This is a genomic window from Burkholderia cepacia (genome assembly GCF_001039005.1).
GTDB classification, from domain to species: Bacteria; Pseudomonadota; Gammaproteobacteria; order Burkholderiales; family Burkholderiaceae; genus Burkholderia; species Burkholderia theae.
In genome coordinates, this window is sequence record NZ_LDWR01000011.1 from 274,237 (window position 1) to 290,892 (window position 16,656).

The following is a 16,656-nucleotide window of genomic DNA, read 5'->3' on the forward strand; positions in this document are numbered from 1 at the left end:
ACGATGGGGAAAAAGCCGCCCGCGAACGGGCGGACCCTCTCCTTAGCCGCGCAGACGCGCACCGGCGTGAGCCATCCGCTCGACCAGCGTCTGGATCGCCTGATCGACGACCTCGTCCTGTAGCGTGCCAGCCGCGTCCTGCAGCGTCACGCGGAAGGCAAGGCTCTTCTCGTGCGCGGCGAGACCACCGGAAGTATTTGATTTTGCACGAAATTCGTCGAAGAGTACAACCTTCTGAACGAATCGGCAGGCCTCTTCGGCAAGCGCCTTCTTCATTTCGTCGAAAAGTGCCTGAACCTCGACCGCCTGATCGACGACAACGGCGATATCACGACGGACCGGCGGGAATTTCGACACGTCGGTCGGCGCGGGCAGCGCACGCGCAATCAGCGCGTCCGCATCGATCTCGAACATCACCGGCGCATGCGGCAGCTCGTACTTCTGCATCAGGCGCGGGTGCAGCTCGCCGATCCAGCCCACCGCACGGCCATCGACTTCGATGCGCGCGCTGCGGCCCGGATGGAGGGCCGGATGCTCGGCCTTCACGAAGCGTGCGGCCGCGGGCGCGAGCAGCGCCTCGAGATCGCCCTTCACGTCGAAGAAATCGACCGCACGCGTTGCCGCGCCCCACTGCTCGTCGAGCGCCGGGCCATAGGCAAGCGCGCCGACGCGCTTCGGCTGCGCATGGCCTTCCACCGCCAGCTCGCCGGCCTTCACCGACGGATCGGCGAGGAACACGCGGCCCGACTCGAACACGCGCACGCGGTCGGCACGGCGGTTCAGGTTGTGGCGCAGCACGGCGATCAGGCTGCCGAACAGCGTCGTGCGCATCACCGAAAGCTGGCTCGCGATCGGGTTCAGCAGCTTGATCGGGTTGTCGTTGCCCGCGAAATCGCTCTCCCACTCCGCATCGACGAAGCTGAAGTTGACGGTTTCCGCGTAGTCGCGCGCGGCAAGCGCGTGACGGATGTCGTGGATCGAGCGCCGCGTCTCGTTGGTCGCACGCATTTCGCTCGTCGCGACCGGCGGACGCGCCGGGATCTTCTCGAAGCCGTAAATGCGCGCCACTTCCTCGATCAGGTCTTCCTCGATCTCGATGTCGAAGCGGTGCGACGGCGGCGTGACGAGGAACGCGTCGTCGTCACGCTCGAACGGCACGCCGAGGCGCGTGAAGATGCTGGCGATCTCGTCGGCGCCGATCTTCACGCCGATGATGCGGTTCGCGCGCGACACGCGCATCTTCACCGGCGCGCGCTGCGGCAGGTTCACGGACTGATCGTCGACCGGGCCGGCCTTGCCGCCGCAGATCTCGAGAATCAGTTGCGTGATGCGCTCGACGTGCTCGACGGTCGTCGCGTAATCGACACCGCGCTCGAAGCGATGGGCCGCATCGGTCGAGAAGTTGTACTTGCGCGCGCGGCCGCGGATGCTGTCCGGCCACCAGAACGCGGCTTCCAGGTAGATGTTGGTCGTGTCGAGCGTGACGGCCGTGCTGTCGCCGCCCATGATGCCGGCCAGGCTTTCGACGTGGCGGTCGTCCGCAATCACGCCGACCGTTTCGTCGAGTTCGACCGTGTTGCCGTTGAGCAGCTTCAGCGATTCGCCGCGCTTGCCCCAACGCACTTCAATACCGCCGTGAATCTTGTCGAGATCGAACACGTGCGACGGGCGGCCGAGCTCGAACATCACGTAGTTCGAAATGTCGACGAGGGCCGACACGCTGCGCTGGCCCGAACGCTCGAGGCGCTCGACCATCCACTGCGGCGTCTTCGCATGCGCATTCACGCCGCGGATCACGCGACCCGAGAAGCGGCCGCACAGATCGGGGGCGTCGATGCGCACCGGCAGCGTCTCGTCGAGCTCGACGCGCACCGGGCGGATATCGACCGGCGTCAGCGGCGCGCCGGTGATCGCGGCCGTCTCGCGCGCGATACCGAACACGGACAGGCAGTCTGCCTTGTTCGGCGTCAGCTTGATTTCGAAGATCGTGTCGTCGAGATTGAGCGTCTCGCGGATGTCCTGACCGACCGGCGTGTCTTCCGGCAGGATCAGCAGGCCGCTGTGATCCTCGGACAGCTTCAGTTCGCGCGCCGAGCACAGCATCCCCTGGCTCTCCACACCGCGCAACTTCGACAGCTTGATCGCGAACGGCTTGCCGCCCTCTTCTGCCGGCGGCAGTTCCGCGCCGACCAGCGCGACCGGCACCTTGATGCCGGGCGCCACGTTCGGCGCGCCGCAGACGATATTCAGCGTCGCGCCGGTACCGGCGTCGACCTGGCAGACATTGAGCTTGTCCGCATCCGGATGCTTGGCGACTTCGAGCACGCGGCCGACGACGATCTTCGACGTCGGCGGCGCAGCCTTGCTCAGCGATTCGACTTCGAGCCCCGCCATCGTCAGCGCGTGCGACAGTTCGTCGGTCGTCAGCTGCGGGTCGACAAAGGTTCTCAACCAGGATTCAGGGAATTGCATGGATGTCTACGTTCGAAACAGGTTAGATCGACGCCCGGGCCCCATCGGATCGTCCGTCGGGGCATGCGCGGGCACAGGTCGGCGCGGCGAGCGGCGTTATGCGAACTGGCGCAGGAAACGCAGGTCGTTCTCGAAGAACAGCCGGAGATCCTGGACGCCGTAGCGCAGCATCGTCAGGCGTTCGAGGCCGCTGCCGAACGCAAAGCCGATGTAGCGCTCGGGATCGAGGCCCATGTTGCGAATCACGGTCGGATGCACCTGCCCCGAGCCGGAGATCTCGAGCCATTTGCCGGCGTTCTTGCCTTGCTCGAACATCATGTCGATCTCGGCCGACGGTTCCGTGAACGGGAAATACGACGGACGGAAGCGCACGAGGATGTCGTCGCGCTCGAAGAATTTCTTCAGGAAATCGGTATAGACGCCCTTGAGGTCGGCGAAGCTGATGTTTTCGTCGATCCACAGCCCCTCGACCTGATTGAACATCGGCGAGTGGGTCGCATCGCTGTCGACGCGATACGTGCGGCCCGGTGCGATCACCTTGATCGGCGGACGGTTCATGCGCGCGTAACGCACCTGCATCGGGCTCGTGTGCGTGCGCAGCAGCAGCTGGCGGCCGTCGGCGTCCTTGCCTTCAACGTAGAAGGTGTCCTGCATCGAACGCGCCGGATGGTTTTCCGGGCTGTTCAGCGACGTGAAGTTGTACCAGTCGGTCTCGATTTCGGGGCCGTCGGCCACATCGAAACCGATCGAGCCGAAAATCTGTTCGACACGCTCCCACGTGCGCATCACGGGGTGCAGGCTGCCTGCACCGGCGCCACGGCCCGGCAACGTCACGTCGATCGCCTCGGCGGCGAGGCGCTGGTTCAACAGCGCGTCGGCCAGTGCCTGGCGACGTGCGGTCAGCGCGGCTTCAACCTGCTGCTTCGCGACGTTGATGCGTGCGCCTTCGGTCTTGCGTGCTTCGGGATCGAGCTTGCCGAGGCCCTTCAGCAACTCGGTCAGCGCACCCGACTTGCCGAGAAATCGTGCTTTCTCGTTTTCGAGCGTGGTGATGTCGGCAGCCTGTTCGAAGGACTGCTGCGCGTCGGCGACAATCTGGTCCAGATCCATAGATCCCATCATTTCCAACGTCATTCGGTCTTGGCGAGCGAAACCGCCCATCCAAACAAAAAAGGGGCTCGGAAGAGCCCCGTTTTCGCTGCAGCGGCCGAGACTACCGGAGCATCGCTGCAACTAACCACGCAGTGCTAATTTCGCAATTAGGCTGCAACGGCGGCTTTCACCTGCTTGACGATCGCAGCAAAAGCAGCCTTGTCGAACACCGCCATGTCGGCCAGAACCTTACGGTCGAGTTCGATCGACGCCTTCTTCAGGCCGTTGATGAACACGCTGTAGGTCATGTCGTGCTGGCGAACTGCCGCGTTGATACGCGTGATCCACAGTGCGCGGAACACACGCTTCTTGTTGCGGCGATCGCGGTACGCGTACTGGCCAGCGCGCATCACCGCCTGCTTGGCGATGCGATAGACGTTATTGCGACGGCCGCGATAACCCTTGGCCAGGTTGATGATCTTCTTGTGGCGGGCCCGTGCGGTTACCCCACGTTTGACTCGAGGCATATTTCTCTCCTTAGAGTATCGATTGAGGGGTTACGCGAACGGCAGCATTGCGCGGACGGAGTTCAGATCGGAATCATGAACTGCCGTTGCGCCGCGCAGGTGACGCTTGTTCTTCGTGGTTTTCTTGGTCAGGATGTGGCGCTTGAAGGCCTGACCGCGCTTGACGGTACCGCCCGGACGCACCACGAAGCGCTTTGCAGCACTCTTCTTGGTCTTCATCTTCGGCATGACGACAACTCCAGTTTATTAGATGGCGATGGGTGTGCGGTTGGCTTGCGCCCTTGACCCGCCCTTCGAAACCCAGTCCACTTGTGTACGGCGAACCGCTTGCGCAGCCGCCGTCATTGTTGGCACGCCGCCCTGACCGGGCAACGCGCCGAACCACTGTCGAACCTGCGCGCGAAGCGCGCGGGCCCGTTACTTCTTTTTCTTCGGCGAGAGCACCATGATCATCTGGCGCCCTTCCATCTTCGGCATCTGCTCGACCTGGCCGACTTCCTCGAGATCCGTGCGCAGACGCTCAAGCATCCGCATACCGATTTCCTGGTGAGCCATTTCGCGACCGCGGAAACGCAACGTGATCTTCGTCTTGTCGCCTTCTTCGAGGAAGCGCACGAGGTTGCGGAGCTTGACGTTGTAATCCCCGTCATCGGTACCCGGGCGGAATTTGACTTCCTTGACCTGGATGACCTTCTGCTTCAGCTTCGCTTCGTGCTGCTTCTTCGATTCCTGGTACTTGAACTTGCCGTAATCCATCAGACGGCAAACCGGGGGAACCGCTTGCGGCGCGATTTCCACCAGGTCAACATCCAGTTCTTCCGATTTACGGAAAGCATCAGCGAGTTTTACGATACCGAGCGGTTCGTTCTCGATCCCGACCAGACGCACTTCCGGCGCAGTGATTTCACCGTTGATGCGATGCGACGACTTATCAGTAGCGATGTTACGTTTCCTCTAAAAATTAAAAAAACGAGCCGCGCTGCCAGGGCGGTTACTTGAACGAGCGCAGGTCTTCCTGCAGACGCTCAACGAAGACATCGACCGGCATCACGCCAAGATCGACGCCGCCACGGGCACGCACGGCTACCGTTTGCGCATCACGCTCCTTATCACCCACGACGAGGAGATAAGGCACCTTTTCCAGCGTGTGCTCGCGTATTTTATAGCTAATCTTCTCGTTGCGCAAATCGGCCGTCACTCTAACCCCTTGTTTTTGCAACGTTTGGGCCAGAGACTTCGCATATTCGACCTGATTTTCGGCGATATTGAGCACAACAGCCTGAATCGGCGCGAGCCAGACCGGCATCGCACCAGCGTGGTGCTCGATCAGAATGCCGAGGAATCGCTCCATCGAACCGACGATCGCACGGTGCAGCATCACGGGCCGGCGGCGGCTGTTGTCTTCCGCGACGTACTCGGCACCGAGACGCTCCGGCAGCATCATGTCGAGCTGCAGCGTACCGCACTGCCACGAACGGCCGAGCGCGTCCTTGATGTGATACTCGATCTTCGGACCGTAGAACGCACCCTCGCCCGGCAGCTCTTCCCACTGGAGGCCGCACGCCGTCAGCGCTTCACGCAGACCCTGCTCGGCACGGTCCCACGTTTCGTCGGAACCCATGCGCTGCTCAGGACGCAGCGACAGCTTGATGTCGATGTGGTCGAAACCGAAATCGCCATACACGCTCATCGCGAGCTTGTTGAACGCGATCGACTCGGCAATGATCTGGTCTTCCGTACAGAAGATGTGCGCATCGTCCTGCACGAAGCCGCGCACGCGCATCAGGCCGTGCAGTGCGCCCGATGCCTCGTTGCGGTGGCACGAACCGAATTCCGCGTAACGCAGCGGCAGGTCGCGGTACGAGCGCAGGCCGTGCTTGAACACCTGGACGTGCCCCGGACAGTTCATCGGCTTGATCGCGTAGTCGCGCTTCTCCGACTCCGTCGTGAACATGTTCTCGCGGTAGTTCTGCCAGTGGCCCGACGCCTCCCACAGCGAGCGGTCCATGATCATCGGCGTCTTGATCTCGAGGTAGCCGGCTTCGTTCACGCGGCGGCGCATGTACTGCTCGACCTGCTGCCACAGCGCCCAGCCCTTCGGATGCCAGAACACCATGCCCGGCGACTCTTCCTGCATGTGGAACAGGTCGAGCTGCTTGCCGAGCTTGCGGTGGTCGCGCTTTTCCGCTTCCTCGAGCATGTGCAGGTACTGGTCCTGGTCTTCCTTCTTCGTCCAGGCGGTACCGTAGATGCGCTGCAGCTGCTCGTTCTTCGAATCGCCGCGCCAGTACGCACCTGCGACCTTCATCAGCTTGAAGACCTTCAGCTTGCCGGTCGACGGCACGTGCGGGCCACGGCACAGATCCGTGAAGCCACCGTGCGAATACAGCTTGATGTCGTCGCTCTGCGGAATCGATTCGATGATCTCGGCCTTGTACTTCTCGCCGATGCTGCGGAAGTATCCCGCGGCCTCGTCGCGCGACACGACGCGGCGCGTCACGGGCTCGTCCTTCTTGGCGAGCTCCAGCATGCGCTTTTCGATCTTCTCGAGATCTTCCGGCGTAAACGGACGCTGATACGCGAAGTCGTAATAGAAGCCGTTGTCGATCACGGGACCGATCGTCACCTGCGCTTCCGGATACAGCTCCTTCACCGCGTACGCGAGCAAGTGCGCGGCCGAGTGACGGATGATGTCGAGGCCGTCGGCGTCCTTGTCCGTGACGATTGCGAGCGATGCGTCGCGGTCGATCACCGCGGACGTATCGACGAGCTCGCCATCGAGCTTGCCACCAAGCGCAGCCTTCGCAAGCCCGGGACCGATCGAGGCTGCAACCTCGGCAACTGTCACCGGATGCTCGTATTGTCGAACTGAGCCGTCAGGCAAGCGTATCGAAACCATAGCAATCTCCGTGATGCCGACAGTGGGCGGCAGACCAAGCACGCGATATAAAAGTCACGCGCGAAAATTTCGCGACAAAAAAAATGCGGCCCCGCTTTCGAGGGGCCGCATTCGATACTTCACTCAAACTGAAAGGGCGAAAACGTTCCTCGACTAGCGTCGGTCCGAAAAGGTTTCGGTCAACGTTCGCGGTGTCATAACCGTATTCGCCTTGTTTGCGTTGAGTTATTTACTGCATCGAATACCCGGAAACCGGGCATTCTCAATTCGTTGGTAGGCTCGATTGGACTCGAACCAACGACCCCCACCATGTCAAGGTGGTGCTCTAACCAGCTGAGCTACGAGCCTAGAGAAGCTGAAATTATATGGAGCTGCTGTTCGTTTGGCAAGCCTTTTTATGCGGTCGCAGCAAAATAACCGTGTTCCAACCCCATCATGCCTTCCGCCCCGCCCGCACGACGCCCTGCACCTCGCCGAGCAGCGTGCAGGCGCGCTGCACCTGCGCCGAATTCGACACCTCGACCGTGAACTGCATGAATGCCGCATTGCGGCGGCTTTGCGTCTTCACGCCGACCACGTTCATCTTTTCGCGCGCGAACACTTCGGAGATGTCGCGCAGCAACCCCTGCCGGTCGCTCGCCTCGATCATCAGGTCGACCGGATAGACGGATGCACCGCGCCCGCCGAGCACGTCGGCCGACCAGGTCGTCTGCAGCACGCGTTCCGGCGCGCGCTCGACCATCCGGCGAAACGTCGGGCAGTCGGTGCGGTGGATCGACATCCCCTTGCCGCGCGTGACGAAACCGCTGATCGGATCGGGCGGCGCCGGACGGCAGCAGCGCGCGAGCTGAGTCAGCAGCGCGTCGACGCCCACGACCAGCACGCCGGTCGACGCGCCGTGCGCCACGCTCGCGCCGCTGCTGCGCTTCTCGAAATCGGCAGGCGCCTCGGGCACCGGCTCAGGCGGCGGCGCATCGGACAGCGCGTGCTCGACATGACGCAGACTGAACTCTTCCTTGCCGACGACCGAGAACAACTCCTCGGGCGACTTGAAGCCGAGCTTCGCAGCGAGGTTGTCCAGACTGACCGACGTCTTGCCCTCGCGCTGCAGCGTCTTTTCGACGAGCGCCCGGCCATGCGCGACGTTTTCTTCCTGCTCGATCGAGTTGAACCACGCACGCACCTTCTGCCGCGCGCGCGGGCTCTTCAGGTAACCGAGCTGCAGGTTCAGCCAGTCGCGCGACGGCCCGCCCTCCTTCACCGCGACGATCTCGACCGTCTGGCCGTTCGCAAGCGACGTGTTCAGCGGCACCATCACGCCGTCGACGCGCGCGCCGCGGCAGCGATGGCCGAGTTCGCTGTGCAGGTGGTACGCGAAATCGACCGGCGTCGCGCCCTGCGGCAACGCGATCACGCGCGCCTGCGGCGTCAGCACGTAGATGTGGTCGTCGTCGAGCGACGTCTCGCGCAATTGCGCCCACGCCTGGTCGCCCGACACCTCGGTGCCGTCCTCGACGTCGTCCTTCCACGCGAGCAACTGGCGCAGCCACGCGATCTTCTCGTCGTATTTGTCGCTCGCCGAGAACTGGCCGCCGTAACCGCGCGTGCCGGCCTCCTTGTAGCGCCAGTGCGCGGCAACGCCGTACTCGGCGAAGCGGTGCATCTCGTGCGTGCGGATCTGCACTTCGAACGCACGGCCGTCGTCGCCGATCACGACCGTATGCAGCGACTTGTAGCCGTTCGGCTTCGGCCGCGAGATGTAGTCGTCGAACTCTTTCGGCACCGGCTGCCACAGGTGATGCACGATACCGAGCACCGCGTAGCAATCCTTGATGTCCGGCACGATCACGCGGAACGCACGCACGTCGTACAGCTCGGCGAAATCGAGTTCCTTGCCGCGCATCTTGCGCCAGATGCTGTAGATATGCTTCGGCCGGCCGCTCACGTCGGCCTGGATGTGCGCATCCGCCAGCTCGTGCTGCAGCCGCTCGATCGCTTGCCTGACGTACGCCTCGCGTTCGATCCGCTTTTCGTCGAGCAGTTTCGCGATCCGCTTGTAGGTGACGGGATCCTCGAAGCGGAACGCGAGATCTTCGAGCTCCCACTTCAGTTGCCAGATACCGAGACGGTTCGCGAGCGGCGCATAGATCTCGAGCGTCTCGCGCGCGACGTCGGGCGGCGGGTCGATCTTCGCGGCCGCGTAGTAGCGCAGCGACTGCAGCCGCGACGCGAGCCGGATCAGCACCACGCGGATATCCTGCGCGAACGCGAGCAGCATCTTGCGCAACGCCTCGATCTGCGTGCGCCGCTCTTCCGCCGCATCGCGCCCCGCGTCGGCCACCGCATTCTGCGCGGCGCGCAGGCTGACGGTGCCGAGTCGCAACAGCTTGCGCACGTCGGACACGAGCCGCGCCACTTCGTCGCCGAAACGCTCGGTCAGCTCGCGCTCTGGGTCGCTCAGGTGCGGCGTCAGCACGAACAGCGCTGCGGCCTGCATCGCGGACGGATCGACGTTCAGCGTGCGCATGATCGACGCCGTGCCTGCCGAGTGGTCGGCGAGCAGTTCGCCCGACGACAGGCGTGCATCGCCGGCCCGCTCGCGCACGAATGCGAGCACGTCGTCGAACGACGGTGCCGAAACGGGGGAAGCGGAAACGGACTCGGTCATTGCACGGCCTGGCGTAATACGGTCATCGTCTAACGACGCTCAGCTCCGCTGTGCGGCGACGACCACGATCTCGACGAGCAGCGCCGGATCCGCGAGCTTCGCCTCGACGGTGGCGCGCGGCGGCGTGTTGCCCTGCGCGACCCACGCGTCCCACTCCGCATTCATGCCTTCGAAGTTCGCCAGATCCGAGATATAGATCTGCACCGACAGCAGATGCGCCTTGTCGCTGTTCGCTTCGGCGAGCAGGCGGTCGATGTGGCCGAGCACTTCGCGCGTCTGGCCCTTGATGTCCTGCGTGGTGTCTTCGGCGATCTGGCCGGCCAGATACACGGTACCGTTGTGGATCGCGGTTTCGGAGAGACGGGCCCCGACGTGGTGACGAATGACTGCCATGGAATGTTCCGGTCGTGAGTGGATGATGAATCGGACGGCGACACGGCCCGCGTGCCGCCGAACCGCATATTATGACGCGTTTATGCGACGCCTTCGACGAAAAACCGCCGTGCGAGCGTTATCTGGTCGGCACTGATGAACGCCGGCGCGTGGCCCGCACCCGGAATCTCGGCCTGCGTCACATGCCGGCCGCGACGCACCATTTCGGCCACCGTGTCGCGCGACAACAGGTCGGATGTCTCGCCGCGCACGACGAGCAGCGACGCGTCCGTCGTCTCGATGGCGCGCCACAGCGCCGCCTCGCCGAGTGCGGCCAGTTCGGGCGTCGTCGCCTTGAACGGTTCGGCGATGCGCGGATCGTAGCGCATCGTCCAGCCGCCTTCGGGCAGCTCGCGCAGCAGCGGTCCGTTGATCTCGCGCCACTCGTCGCCGGTCAGCGCGCCGAACGGCAACGACAGCGACGTCAGGTAGTCGATGCCCTCCTGTTCGGTCGCAAAGCGCGGCTGCACGCCGAGATATTCGCCGATGCGCGTCAGCGAATCAGGCTCGATGCGCGGGCCGACGTCGTTGACGATCATCCGGCGCAGCGGCGAACCGGGCAGCCCCGCGAGCGCCATGCCGATCAGGCCGCCCATCGACGTGCCGAACCAGTCGACCGATTCGACGTCGAGCCGCGCGATCAGCGTCACCATGTCGGCCACGTATTGCGGAATCGCATAGAGCCGCGGATCGGCAAGCCGGTCGGACTGGCCGCGCCCGACGACATCGGGGCAAACGACGCGATACGTGTCGGACAGCGCGGCGGCGAGCCGGTCGAAATCGCGCCCGGAGCGGGTCAGGCCATGCACGCAGACCAGCACACGCGGGTTGGCGGGATCGCCCCACTCGGTATAGGCAACGTGGTGCAGGCCGGCAGCGCTCGCACACTGCACGCGCCGCTGGCGAGGAACCGGGGGATTCGCTGGAGTTGTTGGCATCGTTGGCATCCTGTCGAACGGGGGCGACGCGCGGGGCAACGCTTGCGACGCCCGATGCAAACGATTGTAAACCGCTTCCGCCGCACGGGTCGGCCCACCGGGCACCGGGCAGGCGGCGCGGCCACGCGCAACCACAAACGCCCCGCATGCCGTCGTCCGGCATGCGGGGCGTCGAAACCGCGCTTGCGCGCGGAGAACTTAAGCGACCGCGCTGACGTCGAGCGGCGCGCCCGTCTTCGCCTGGATCTCGTCGGCGCTCACGCCGTCGGCGAGCTCGAGGACCTTCAGGCCGGTCGGCGTCACTTCGATCACGCCGAGATCGGTGATGATCAGGTCGACCACGCCAACACCGGTCAACGGCAGGTTGCACTCTTCGAGGATCTTGTGCTGATCGCCCTTCGCGACATGCTCCATCAGCACGACGACGCGCTTCACGCCGGCGACAAGGTCCATCGCACCACCCATCCCCTTGATCATCTTGCCGGGGATCATCCAGTTGGCGAGGTCGCCCTGCTTGCTGACCTGCATCGCCCCGAGGATCGCGAGGTTGATGTGGCCGCCGCGGATCATCGCGAACGAGTCGGCCGACGAGAAAATCGACGAGCCCGGCAGCGTCGTGACGGTCTGCTTGCCGGCGTTGATGAGATCGGCGTCGACTTCGTCTTCGGTCGGCGACGGGCCGATGCCGAGCAGGCCGTTCTCCGACTGCAGCCACACCTCGACGCCTTCCGGCACGTGGTTCGCGACGAGCGTCGGCAGGCCGATGCCGAGGTTCACGTAGAAGCCGTCCTGCAGTTCCTTCGCCGCGCGCGCGGCCATCTGGTCTCGATTCCAGGCCATGTCAGTCTCCTTTCGCGCGTACGACGCGTTGTTCGATGCGTTTTTCGGGCGTCGCGTTCAGCACGATGCGCTGCACGAAAATCCCCGGCGTATGGACCTGGTCCGGATCGAGTGTGCCGTTCTCGACGATCTCCTCGACCTCCACCACGGTGATCTTGCCGGCCATCGCGCACATCGGGTTGAAGTTGCGCGCGGTGCGGCGATAGATCAGGTTGCCGGACTTGTCGGCTTTCCAGGCCTTCACGAGCGCGACGTCGGCCGTCAGCGACGGCTCGAGCACGTAGTGGCGATCGCCGAACTGGCGCGTTTCCTTGCCTTCCGCGATCACGGTGCCGTAGCCGGTATTCGTGAAGAACGCGGGGATGCCCGCGCCGCCCGCGCGCAGCTTTTCGGCGAGCGTGCCTTGCGGCGTGAATTCGAGCTCGAGTTCGCCCGCCAGGTACTGGCGCTCGAACTCCTTGTTCTCGCCGACGTACGACGAGATCATCTTCTTGATCTGGCGCGTTTCCAGCAGCAGGCCGAGGCCGAAACCGTCGACGCCCGCATTGTTGCTGATGCAGGTGATGCCCTTGACGGCCGAATCGCGCAACGCCGCGATCAGCGCCTCCGGAATCCCGCACAGGCCGAAGCCGCCCACCGCGAAGGTCTGTCCGTCGCGGACGATCCCTTCCAGCGCGGCAGCCGCGCTTGGATAGACTTTGTTCATCTGTTGTCCCTTCCTTTATGGAAACCAGCAAAACCGGTTCACGCGCCCACGTGGCCCGCAAGCCCGCCGCATCATTCTATGCATGCACGGCGATACCTGCGTCGAGGCGCGCTTTTTATGTCGCGGCAAACCGCCGCGAGATGCCTGAAAGGGTACGATGCGGCGCGGATGCGGCACAATACGCAAAAATACATAAGCGTTTGCCTCCGCTTGCCCGCGCCATGCCCGCTCTCGATTACCAGACTGCCTTCCACCTCGCGCCGCTCGGCCTCGTCCTGTCGCGCGATCGCGTGATCGAGGACTGCAACGACGCGCTCGCGTCGATCTTCCGCTGCGCGCGGGCCGACCTGATCGGGAAATCGTACGAGGTGCTCTACCCGTCGACGGACGAATTCCAGCGAATCGGCGAGCGAATCGCGCGCGTGATGGCCGCGAACGGCATCTACTCGGATGACAGAATCATGAAGCGGGCGGACGGCGAGCTGTTCTGGTGTCACGTGACGGGCCGCGCGCTCGACCGCACCGCGCCGCTCGCGGCCGGCGTCTGGACCTTCGAGGATTTGAGCGCGACGCGCCGGGTCGCCGTCGAACTGACCCCGCGCGAACGCGAGATCGCCGCGCAACTCGCGACCGGCAAGACCAGCAAGCAGATCGGGCGCGTGCTCGACATCAGCTCGCGCACGGTCGACATCTACCGCGCACGGCTGATGCGCAAATACGGGACGAACAATACGCCGGAGCTGCTGCAGCGCCTGCTCGGGCACTGAATGGCGGCTCCCGGATGACAATCGGCCGCATGAAGCGGCCGATTCGGGAAACAACGGTCATGGGGTGTGACCGGCGCCCCGGCGCCGGCCTCACCCTTGTCGACGCTCAGCCGATCTTCGTCGCGAGCGCGCGCTCGATCGTGTCGCGCAGCAGTTGCGGCAACGGCACCGACTTGCCGAGCGCGTAGTCGACCCATACGCAACGCGCCTTGCCGCGCGCATAGACGTGCTGCGGATCGTCCGCGCGCGTGAGCTCGAAACCGGTGTCGAAGCTGCTTCGGCCCGGTTTCGCGGCCGACATCTTCGCGATCACGTCGCCCGGATAGTGCAGTTGCTTGAGAAACTCCATCGACGCCGTGACGATCACCGGCCCCTGCCCCTCGCCATTGCCGCCGGCAATGCCGAGCTCCTCGAACCACGAGATCCGCGCCTGCTCCATATAGCGGAAATAGACCGTGTTGTTCACGTGGCCGAACGCGTCCATGTCGCCCCAGCGGATCGGCATCGACATCTCAAATACGGGTGAATAATCGCTTGTTGCACTCATTGCAGTCTTCTTAATTGCTGAATGTCATCCGCTCAGGCGAGGCCGAAGCCGTCGTCGGCGGAGATAATCGAGCCATTGATGAACTGCGACTCGTCGGCCGCGAGCAGCAACAACAACCCGTCGAGATCCTGGGGCTTGCCGACGCGCCGGCGCGGCAGCATCGACTGCAGCTTCTGGCCCTGCTCGGTTTCCCACAGGTAATGATTGATTTCGGTATCGATATAGCCCGGACAGATCGCGTTGACGTTGATCCCGTGGCGCCCCCATTCGAGCGCCATCGCGCGCGTCATCTGCACGACCGCGGACTTGCTCATCGCGTACAGCCCGATCTGCGGGAACGCGCGCAGCCCGGCCACCGACGCGATGTTGATGATCCGGTACGGCGGCTTGCCGTTGCCGTTCGCGCGCATCATCATCCGCTTCGCGACTTCCTGCGCGACGAAAAATGCACCGCGCGTGTTGGTATCGAACACGAACTCGAAATCGGCCGGCGTCACGTCGACGAGCTTCTGCATCGTCGAAACGCCCGAATTGTTCACGAGGATGTCGATCGTGCCGGCTTCCGTCTCCGCGTGCGCGACCGCCGCCTTGATGCTCTGGACGTCGGTGACGTCGAGCGACACGACGTGCGCGGCACCGCCCGCCGCTTCGATTTCCGCACGCAGTTCCTTCAAGCGCTCGACGCGGCGGCTTGCGAGCACGACCTTCGCACCGGCCTGCGACAGTACCTGCGCAAAGCGCTGCCCAAGGCCGCTCGACGCGCCCGTGACCAGCGCAACCTTGCCTTCCAGATTGATCGATCGACCCATTTGCACATCCCCTTTCGATGTCATTTCGCCGCCACGGGCAGCACGGCCCGAGCGGCATTACCGTAGCACAAAAATAGAACGATCGTGCTAATCTAGCCGCATGCTGTTGCGGCAAGCGTTTCGTTTCGCAGACAATACGCTCCCGAATAAAAGCATTCTAACGGTTAGAGGAACGCCAATGACCCCCGCAAGCCTCATCGAGCAATACGGCCCGCGCGAATCGATGGAATACGACGTCGTGATCGTCGGCGGCGGCCCCGCCGGGCTGTCGGCGGCGATCCGGCTCAAGCAGCTGGCCGCCGAGAAAGGCACCGAGATCGGCGTGTGCGTGCTCGAGAAGGGTTCCGAGATCGGTGCGCACATCCTGTCGGGCGCGGTGATGGATCCGCGCGCGATCAACGAGCTGTTCCCCGACTGGAAGGAACGGGGCGCGCCTTTGGACGTCGAGGTGACCGAAGACCGCTTCCTGTTCCTGTCCGAGAAAAGCGCGGTCACGACGCCGAACTGGGCACTGCCCGCCAACTTCCAGAACCACGGCAACTACGTGATCTCGCTGGGCAACGTCACGCGCTGGCTCGGCCAGCAGGCGGAAGCCTTGGGCGTCGAGATCTTCCCGGGCTTCCCGGCCGCCGAGATTCTCTATAACGACGACGGCTCCGTGAAGGGTGTCGCGACCGGCAACATGGGCGTGGGCAAGGACGGCGAGCCGACCGAGAACTTCCAGCTCGGCATGGAGCTGCACGCGAAGTACACGCTGTTCGCCGAAGGCTGCCGCGGCCACCTCGGCCGCCAGCTGATCTCGACGTTCAAGCTCGACGCGAACGCCGAGCCGCAGGCGTACGGGATCGGCATCAAGGAACTGTGGGAAATCGATCCGGCCAAGCACAAACCGGGCCTCGTGATCCACACGGCCGGCTGGCCGCTGAAGTCCGATACCTACGGCGGCTCGTTCCTGTATCACATGGACAACAACCAGGTCGTGGTCGGCTTCGTGGTGGGCCTCGGCTACACGAACCCGTACCTGTCGCCGTTCGAGGAATTCCAGCGCTACAAGACGCACCCGTCGATCCGCGCGTTCCTGGAAGGCGGCAAGCGCGTGTCGTACGGCGCGCGTGCGATCACGGCGGGCGGCCTGCTGTCGCTGCCGAAGACGGTATTCCCGGGCGGCGCGCTGATCGGCGACGACGCGGGCTTCCTGAACGCATCGCGGATCAAGGGCAGCCACGCAGCGATCAAGACCGGCATGCTGGCGGCGGACGCCGCGTTCGACGCGCTGCAGGCCGGCCGTCAGTCGGACGAACTGAACGCATACCCGGACGCCTTCAAGCAGTCGTGGCTGTACACGGAGCTGTACCGCGCGCGCAACTTCAAGCAGTGGATGGCGAAGGGCCTGTACCTGGGCACGCTGATGGTGGGGATCGAGCAGAAGGTGATGGGCGGCAACGTGCCGTGGACGCTGCATCACCAGCATGCGGACCACGAGATGCTGAAACCGGCGTCGCAGTGCGAGCCGATCGAGTATCCGAAGCCGGACGGCAAGCTGACGTTCGACCGGCTGTCGTCGGTGTTCATCTCGAACACGAACCACGAGGAGAACCAGCCGGCGCACCTGACGCTGAAGGATGCGAGCGTGCCGGTGAACGTGAACCTGCGCACGTACGCGGGGCCGGAGGCGCGGTTCTGCCCGGCGGCGGTGTACGAGTTCATGAAGAACGACGACGGCAGCGATCGGCTGGTGATCAACGCGCAGAACTGCGTGCACTGCAAGACCTGCGACATCAAGGACCCGACGCAGAACATCGTGTGGGTCACGCCGGAAGGCGGCGGCGGGCCGAATTACCCGAACATGTAAGCTGCCGGAACGCACCGCCGCGAGCGGCGCGTTTTTTTGCCACCGCAAACGAAACGGGGCGCTGCATCAAGCAGCGCCCCGTTTGCATTCGTCGCCCGACGGTCGAG

Annotated in this window: 15 protein-coding genes and 1 tRNA gene; 2 read left to right on the plus strand and 14 right to left on the minus strand. The window is 64.0% G+C overall.

The annotated features are described in order from the left end of the window. Positions 1-42: 42 nt before the first annotated feature. The 12 genes from pheT to VL15_RS06360 form a co-directional block, all read right to left on the minus strand. Positions 43-2,472 (minus strand): phenylalanine--tRNA ligase subunit beta, encoded by a 2,430-nt coding sequence (pheT, locus tag VL15_RS06305; RefSeq protein WP_048244061.1) that lies wholly within the window; start codon positions 2,470-2,472, stop codon positions 43-45. 96 nt (positions 2,473-2,568) lie between these two features. Next, positions 2,569-3,582 (minus strand): phenylalanine--tRNA ligase subunit alpha, encoded by a 1,014-nt coding sequence (pheS, locus tag VL15_RS06310; RefSeq protein WP_048244063.1) that lies wholly within the window; start codon positions 3,580-3,582, stop codon positions 2,569-2,571. A 149-nt stretch (positions 3,583-3,731) separates the two neighbouring features. Further along, the gene (gene rplT / locus VL15_RS06315; RefSeq protein WP_004192938.1) at positions 3,732-4,091 is read right to left on the minus strand and encodes a 50S ribosomal protein L20; all 360 of its coding nucleotides are present in this window, start codon (positions 4,089-4,091) and stop codon (positions 3,732-3,734) included. A 30-nt stretch (positions 4,092-4,121) separates the two neighbouring features. Continuing rightward, positions 4,122-4,319 (minus strand): 50S ribosomal protein L35, encoded by a 198-nt coding sequence (gene rpmI / locus VL15_RS06320; RefSeq protein ID WP_004191477.1) that lies wholly within the window; start codon positions 4,317-4,319, stop codon positions 4,122-4,124. 189 nt (positions 4,320-4,508) lie between these two features. Then, entirely contained in the window at positions 4,509-5,033 is a 525-nt protein-coding gene (gene infC, locus VL15_RS06325; protein WP_071734130.1) for a translation initiation factor IF-3, read from the minus strand. A 49-nt stretch (positions 5,034-5,082) separates the two neighbouring features. Then, positions 5,083-6,990: a threonine--tRNA ligase gene (gene thrS, locus VL15_RS06330; RefSeq protein ID WP_048244065.1), complete on the minus strand. Its 1,908-nt coding sequence runs from the start codon at positions 6,988-6,990 to the stop codon at positions 5,083-5,085. 271 nt (positions 6,991-7,261) lie between these two features. Beyond that, a tRNA-Val gene (locus tag VL15_RS06335) sits at positions 7,262-7,338 on the minus strand. An 85-nt stretch (positions 7,339-7,423) separates the two neighbouring features. Continuing rightward, complete coding sequence (locus VL15_RS06340) at positions 7,424-9,658, minus strand: RelA/SpoT family protein (protein ID WP_048244067.1); 2,235 nt, start codon at positions 9,656-9,658, stop codon at positions 7,424-7,426. Between the two features lie 39 nt (positions 9,659-9,697). Next, positions 9,698-10,051 (minus strand): RidA family protein, encoded by a 354-nt coding sequence (locus tag VL15_RS06345; RefSeq protein WP_014897238.1) that lies wholly within the window; start codon positions 10,049-10,051, stop codon positions 9,698-9,700. A gap of 80 nt (positions 10,052-10,131) precedes the next feature. Next, positions 10,132-11,028, minus strand: a complete 897-nt coding sequence (locus VL15_RS06350) for an alpha/beta fold hydrolase (protein WP_048244069.1) — start codon at positions 11,026-11,028, stop codon at positions 10,132-10,134. Between the two features lie 198 nt (positions 11,029-11,226). Next, positions 11,227-11,868: a CoA transferase subunit B gene (locus tag VL15_RS06355; RefSeq protein WP_048244071.1), complete on the minus strand. Its 642-nt coding sequence runs from the start codon at positions 11,866-11,868 to the stop codon at positions 11,227-11,229. A gap of 1 nt (position 11,869) precedes the next feature. Continuing rightward, positions 11,870-12,574 carry a CoA transferase subunit A gene (locus tag VL15_RS06360; RefSeq protein WP_011545238.1) on the minus strand — a complete coding sequence of 235 codons (705 nt, stop codon included), beginning with the start codon at positions 12,572-12,574 and terminating at the stop codon, positions 11,870-11,872. A gap of 221 nt (positions 12,575-12,795) precedes the next feature. On the opposite strand from VL15_RS06360, the gene VL15_RS06365 reads away from it, so the two are divergent. Further along, complete coding sequence (locus tag VL15_RS06365; RefSeq protein ID WP_048244073.1) at positions 12,796-13,341, plus strand: LuxR C-terminal-related transcriptional regulator; 546 nt, start codon at positions 12,796-12,798, stop codon at positions 13,339-13,341. Between the two features lie 106 nt (positions 13,342-13,447). Here VL15_RS06365 and VL15_RS06370 read toward each other — a convergent pair whose 3' ends face one another. Both VL15_RS06370 and VL15_RS06375 read right to left on the minus strand, forming a co-directional pair. After that, the gene (locus VL15_RS06370; RefSeq protein WP_048244075.1) at positions 13,448-13,888 is read right to left on the minus strand and encodes an acyl-CoA thioesterase; all 441 of its coding nucleotides are present in this window, start codon (positions 13,886-13,888) and stop codon (positions 13,448-13,450) included. Positions 13,889-13,920: 32 nt separating this feature from the next. Then, complete coding sequence (locus tag VL15_RS06375) at positions 13,921-14,697, minus strand: SDR family oxidoreductase (protein ID WP_048244077.1); 777 nt, start codon at positions 14,695-14,697, stop codon at positions 13,921-13,923. Between the two features lie 178 nt (positions 14,698-14,875). Here VL15_RS06375 and VL15_RS06380 point away from each other — a divergent pair, with 178 nt between their 5' ends. Further along, the gene (locus tag VL15_RS06380; RefSeq protein ID WP_048244079.1) at positions 14,876-16,549 is read left to right on the plus strand and encodes an electron transfer flavoprotein-ubiquinone oxidoreductase; all 1,674 of its coding nucleotides are present in this window, start codon (positions 14,876-14,878) and stop codon (positions 16,547-16,549) included. Positions 16,550-16,656 lie beyond the last annotated feature (107 nt).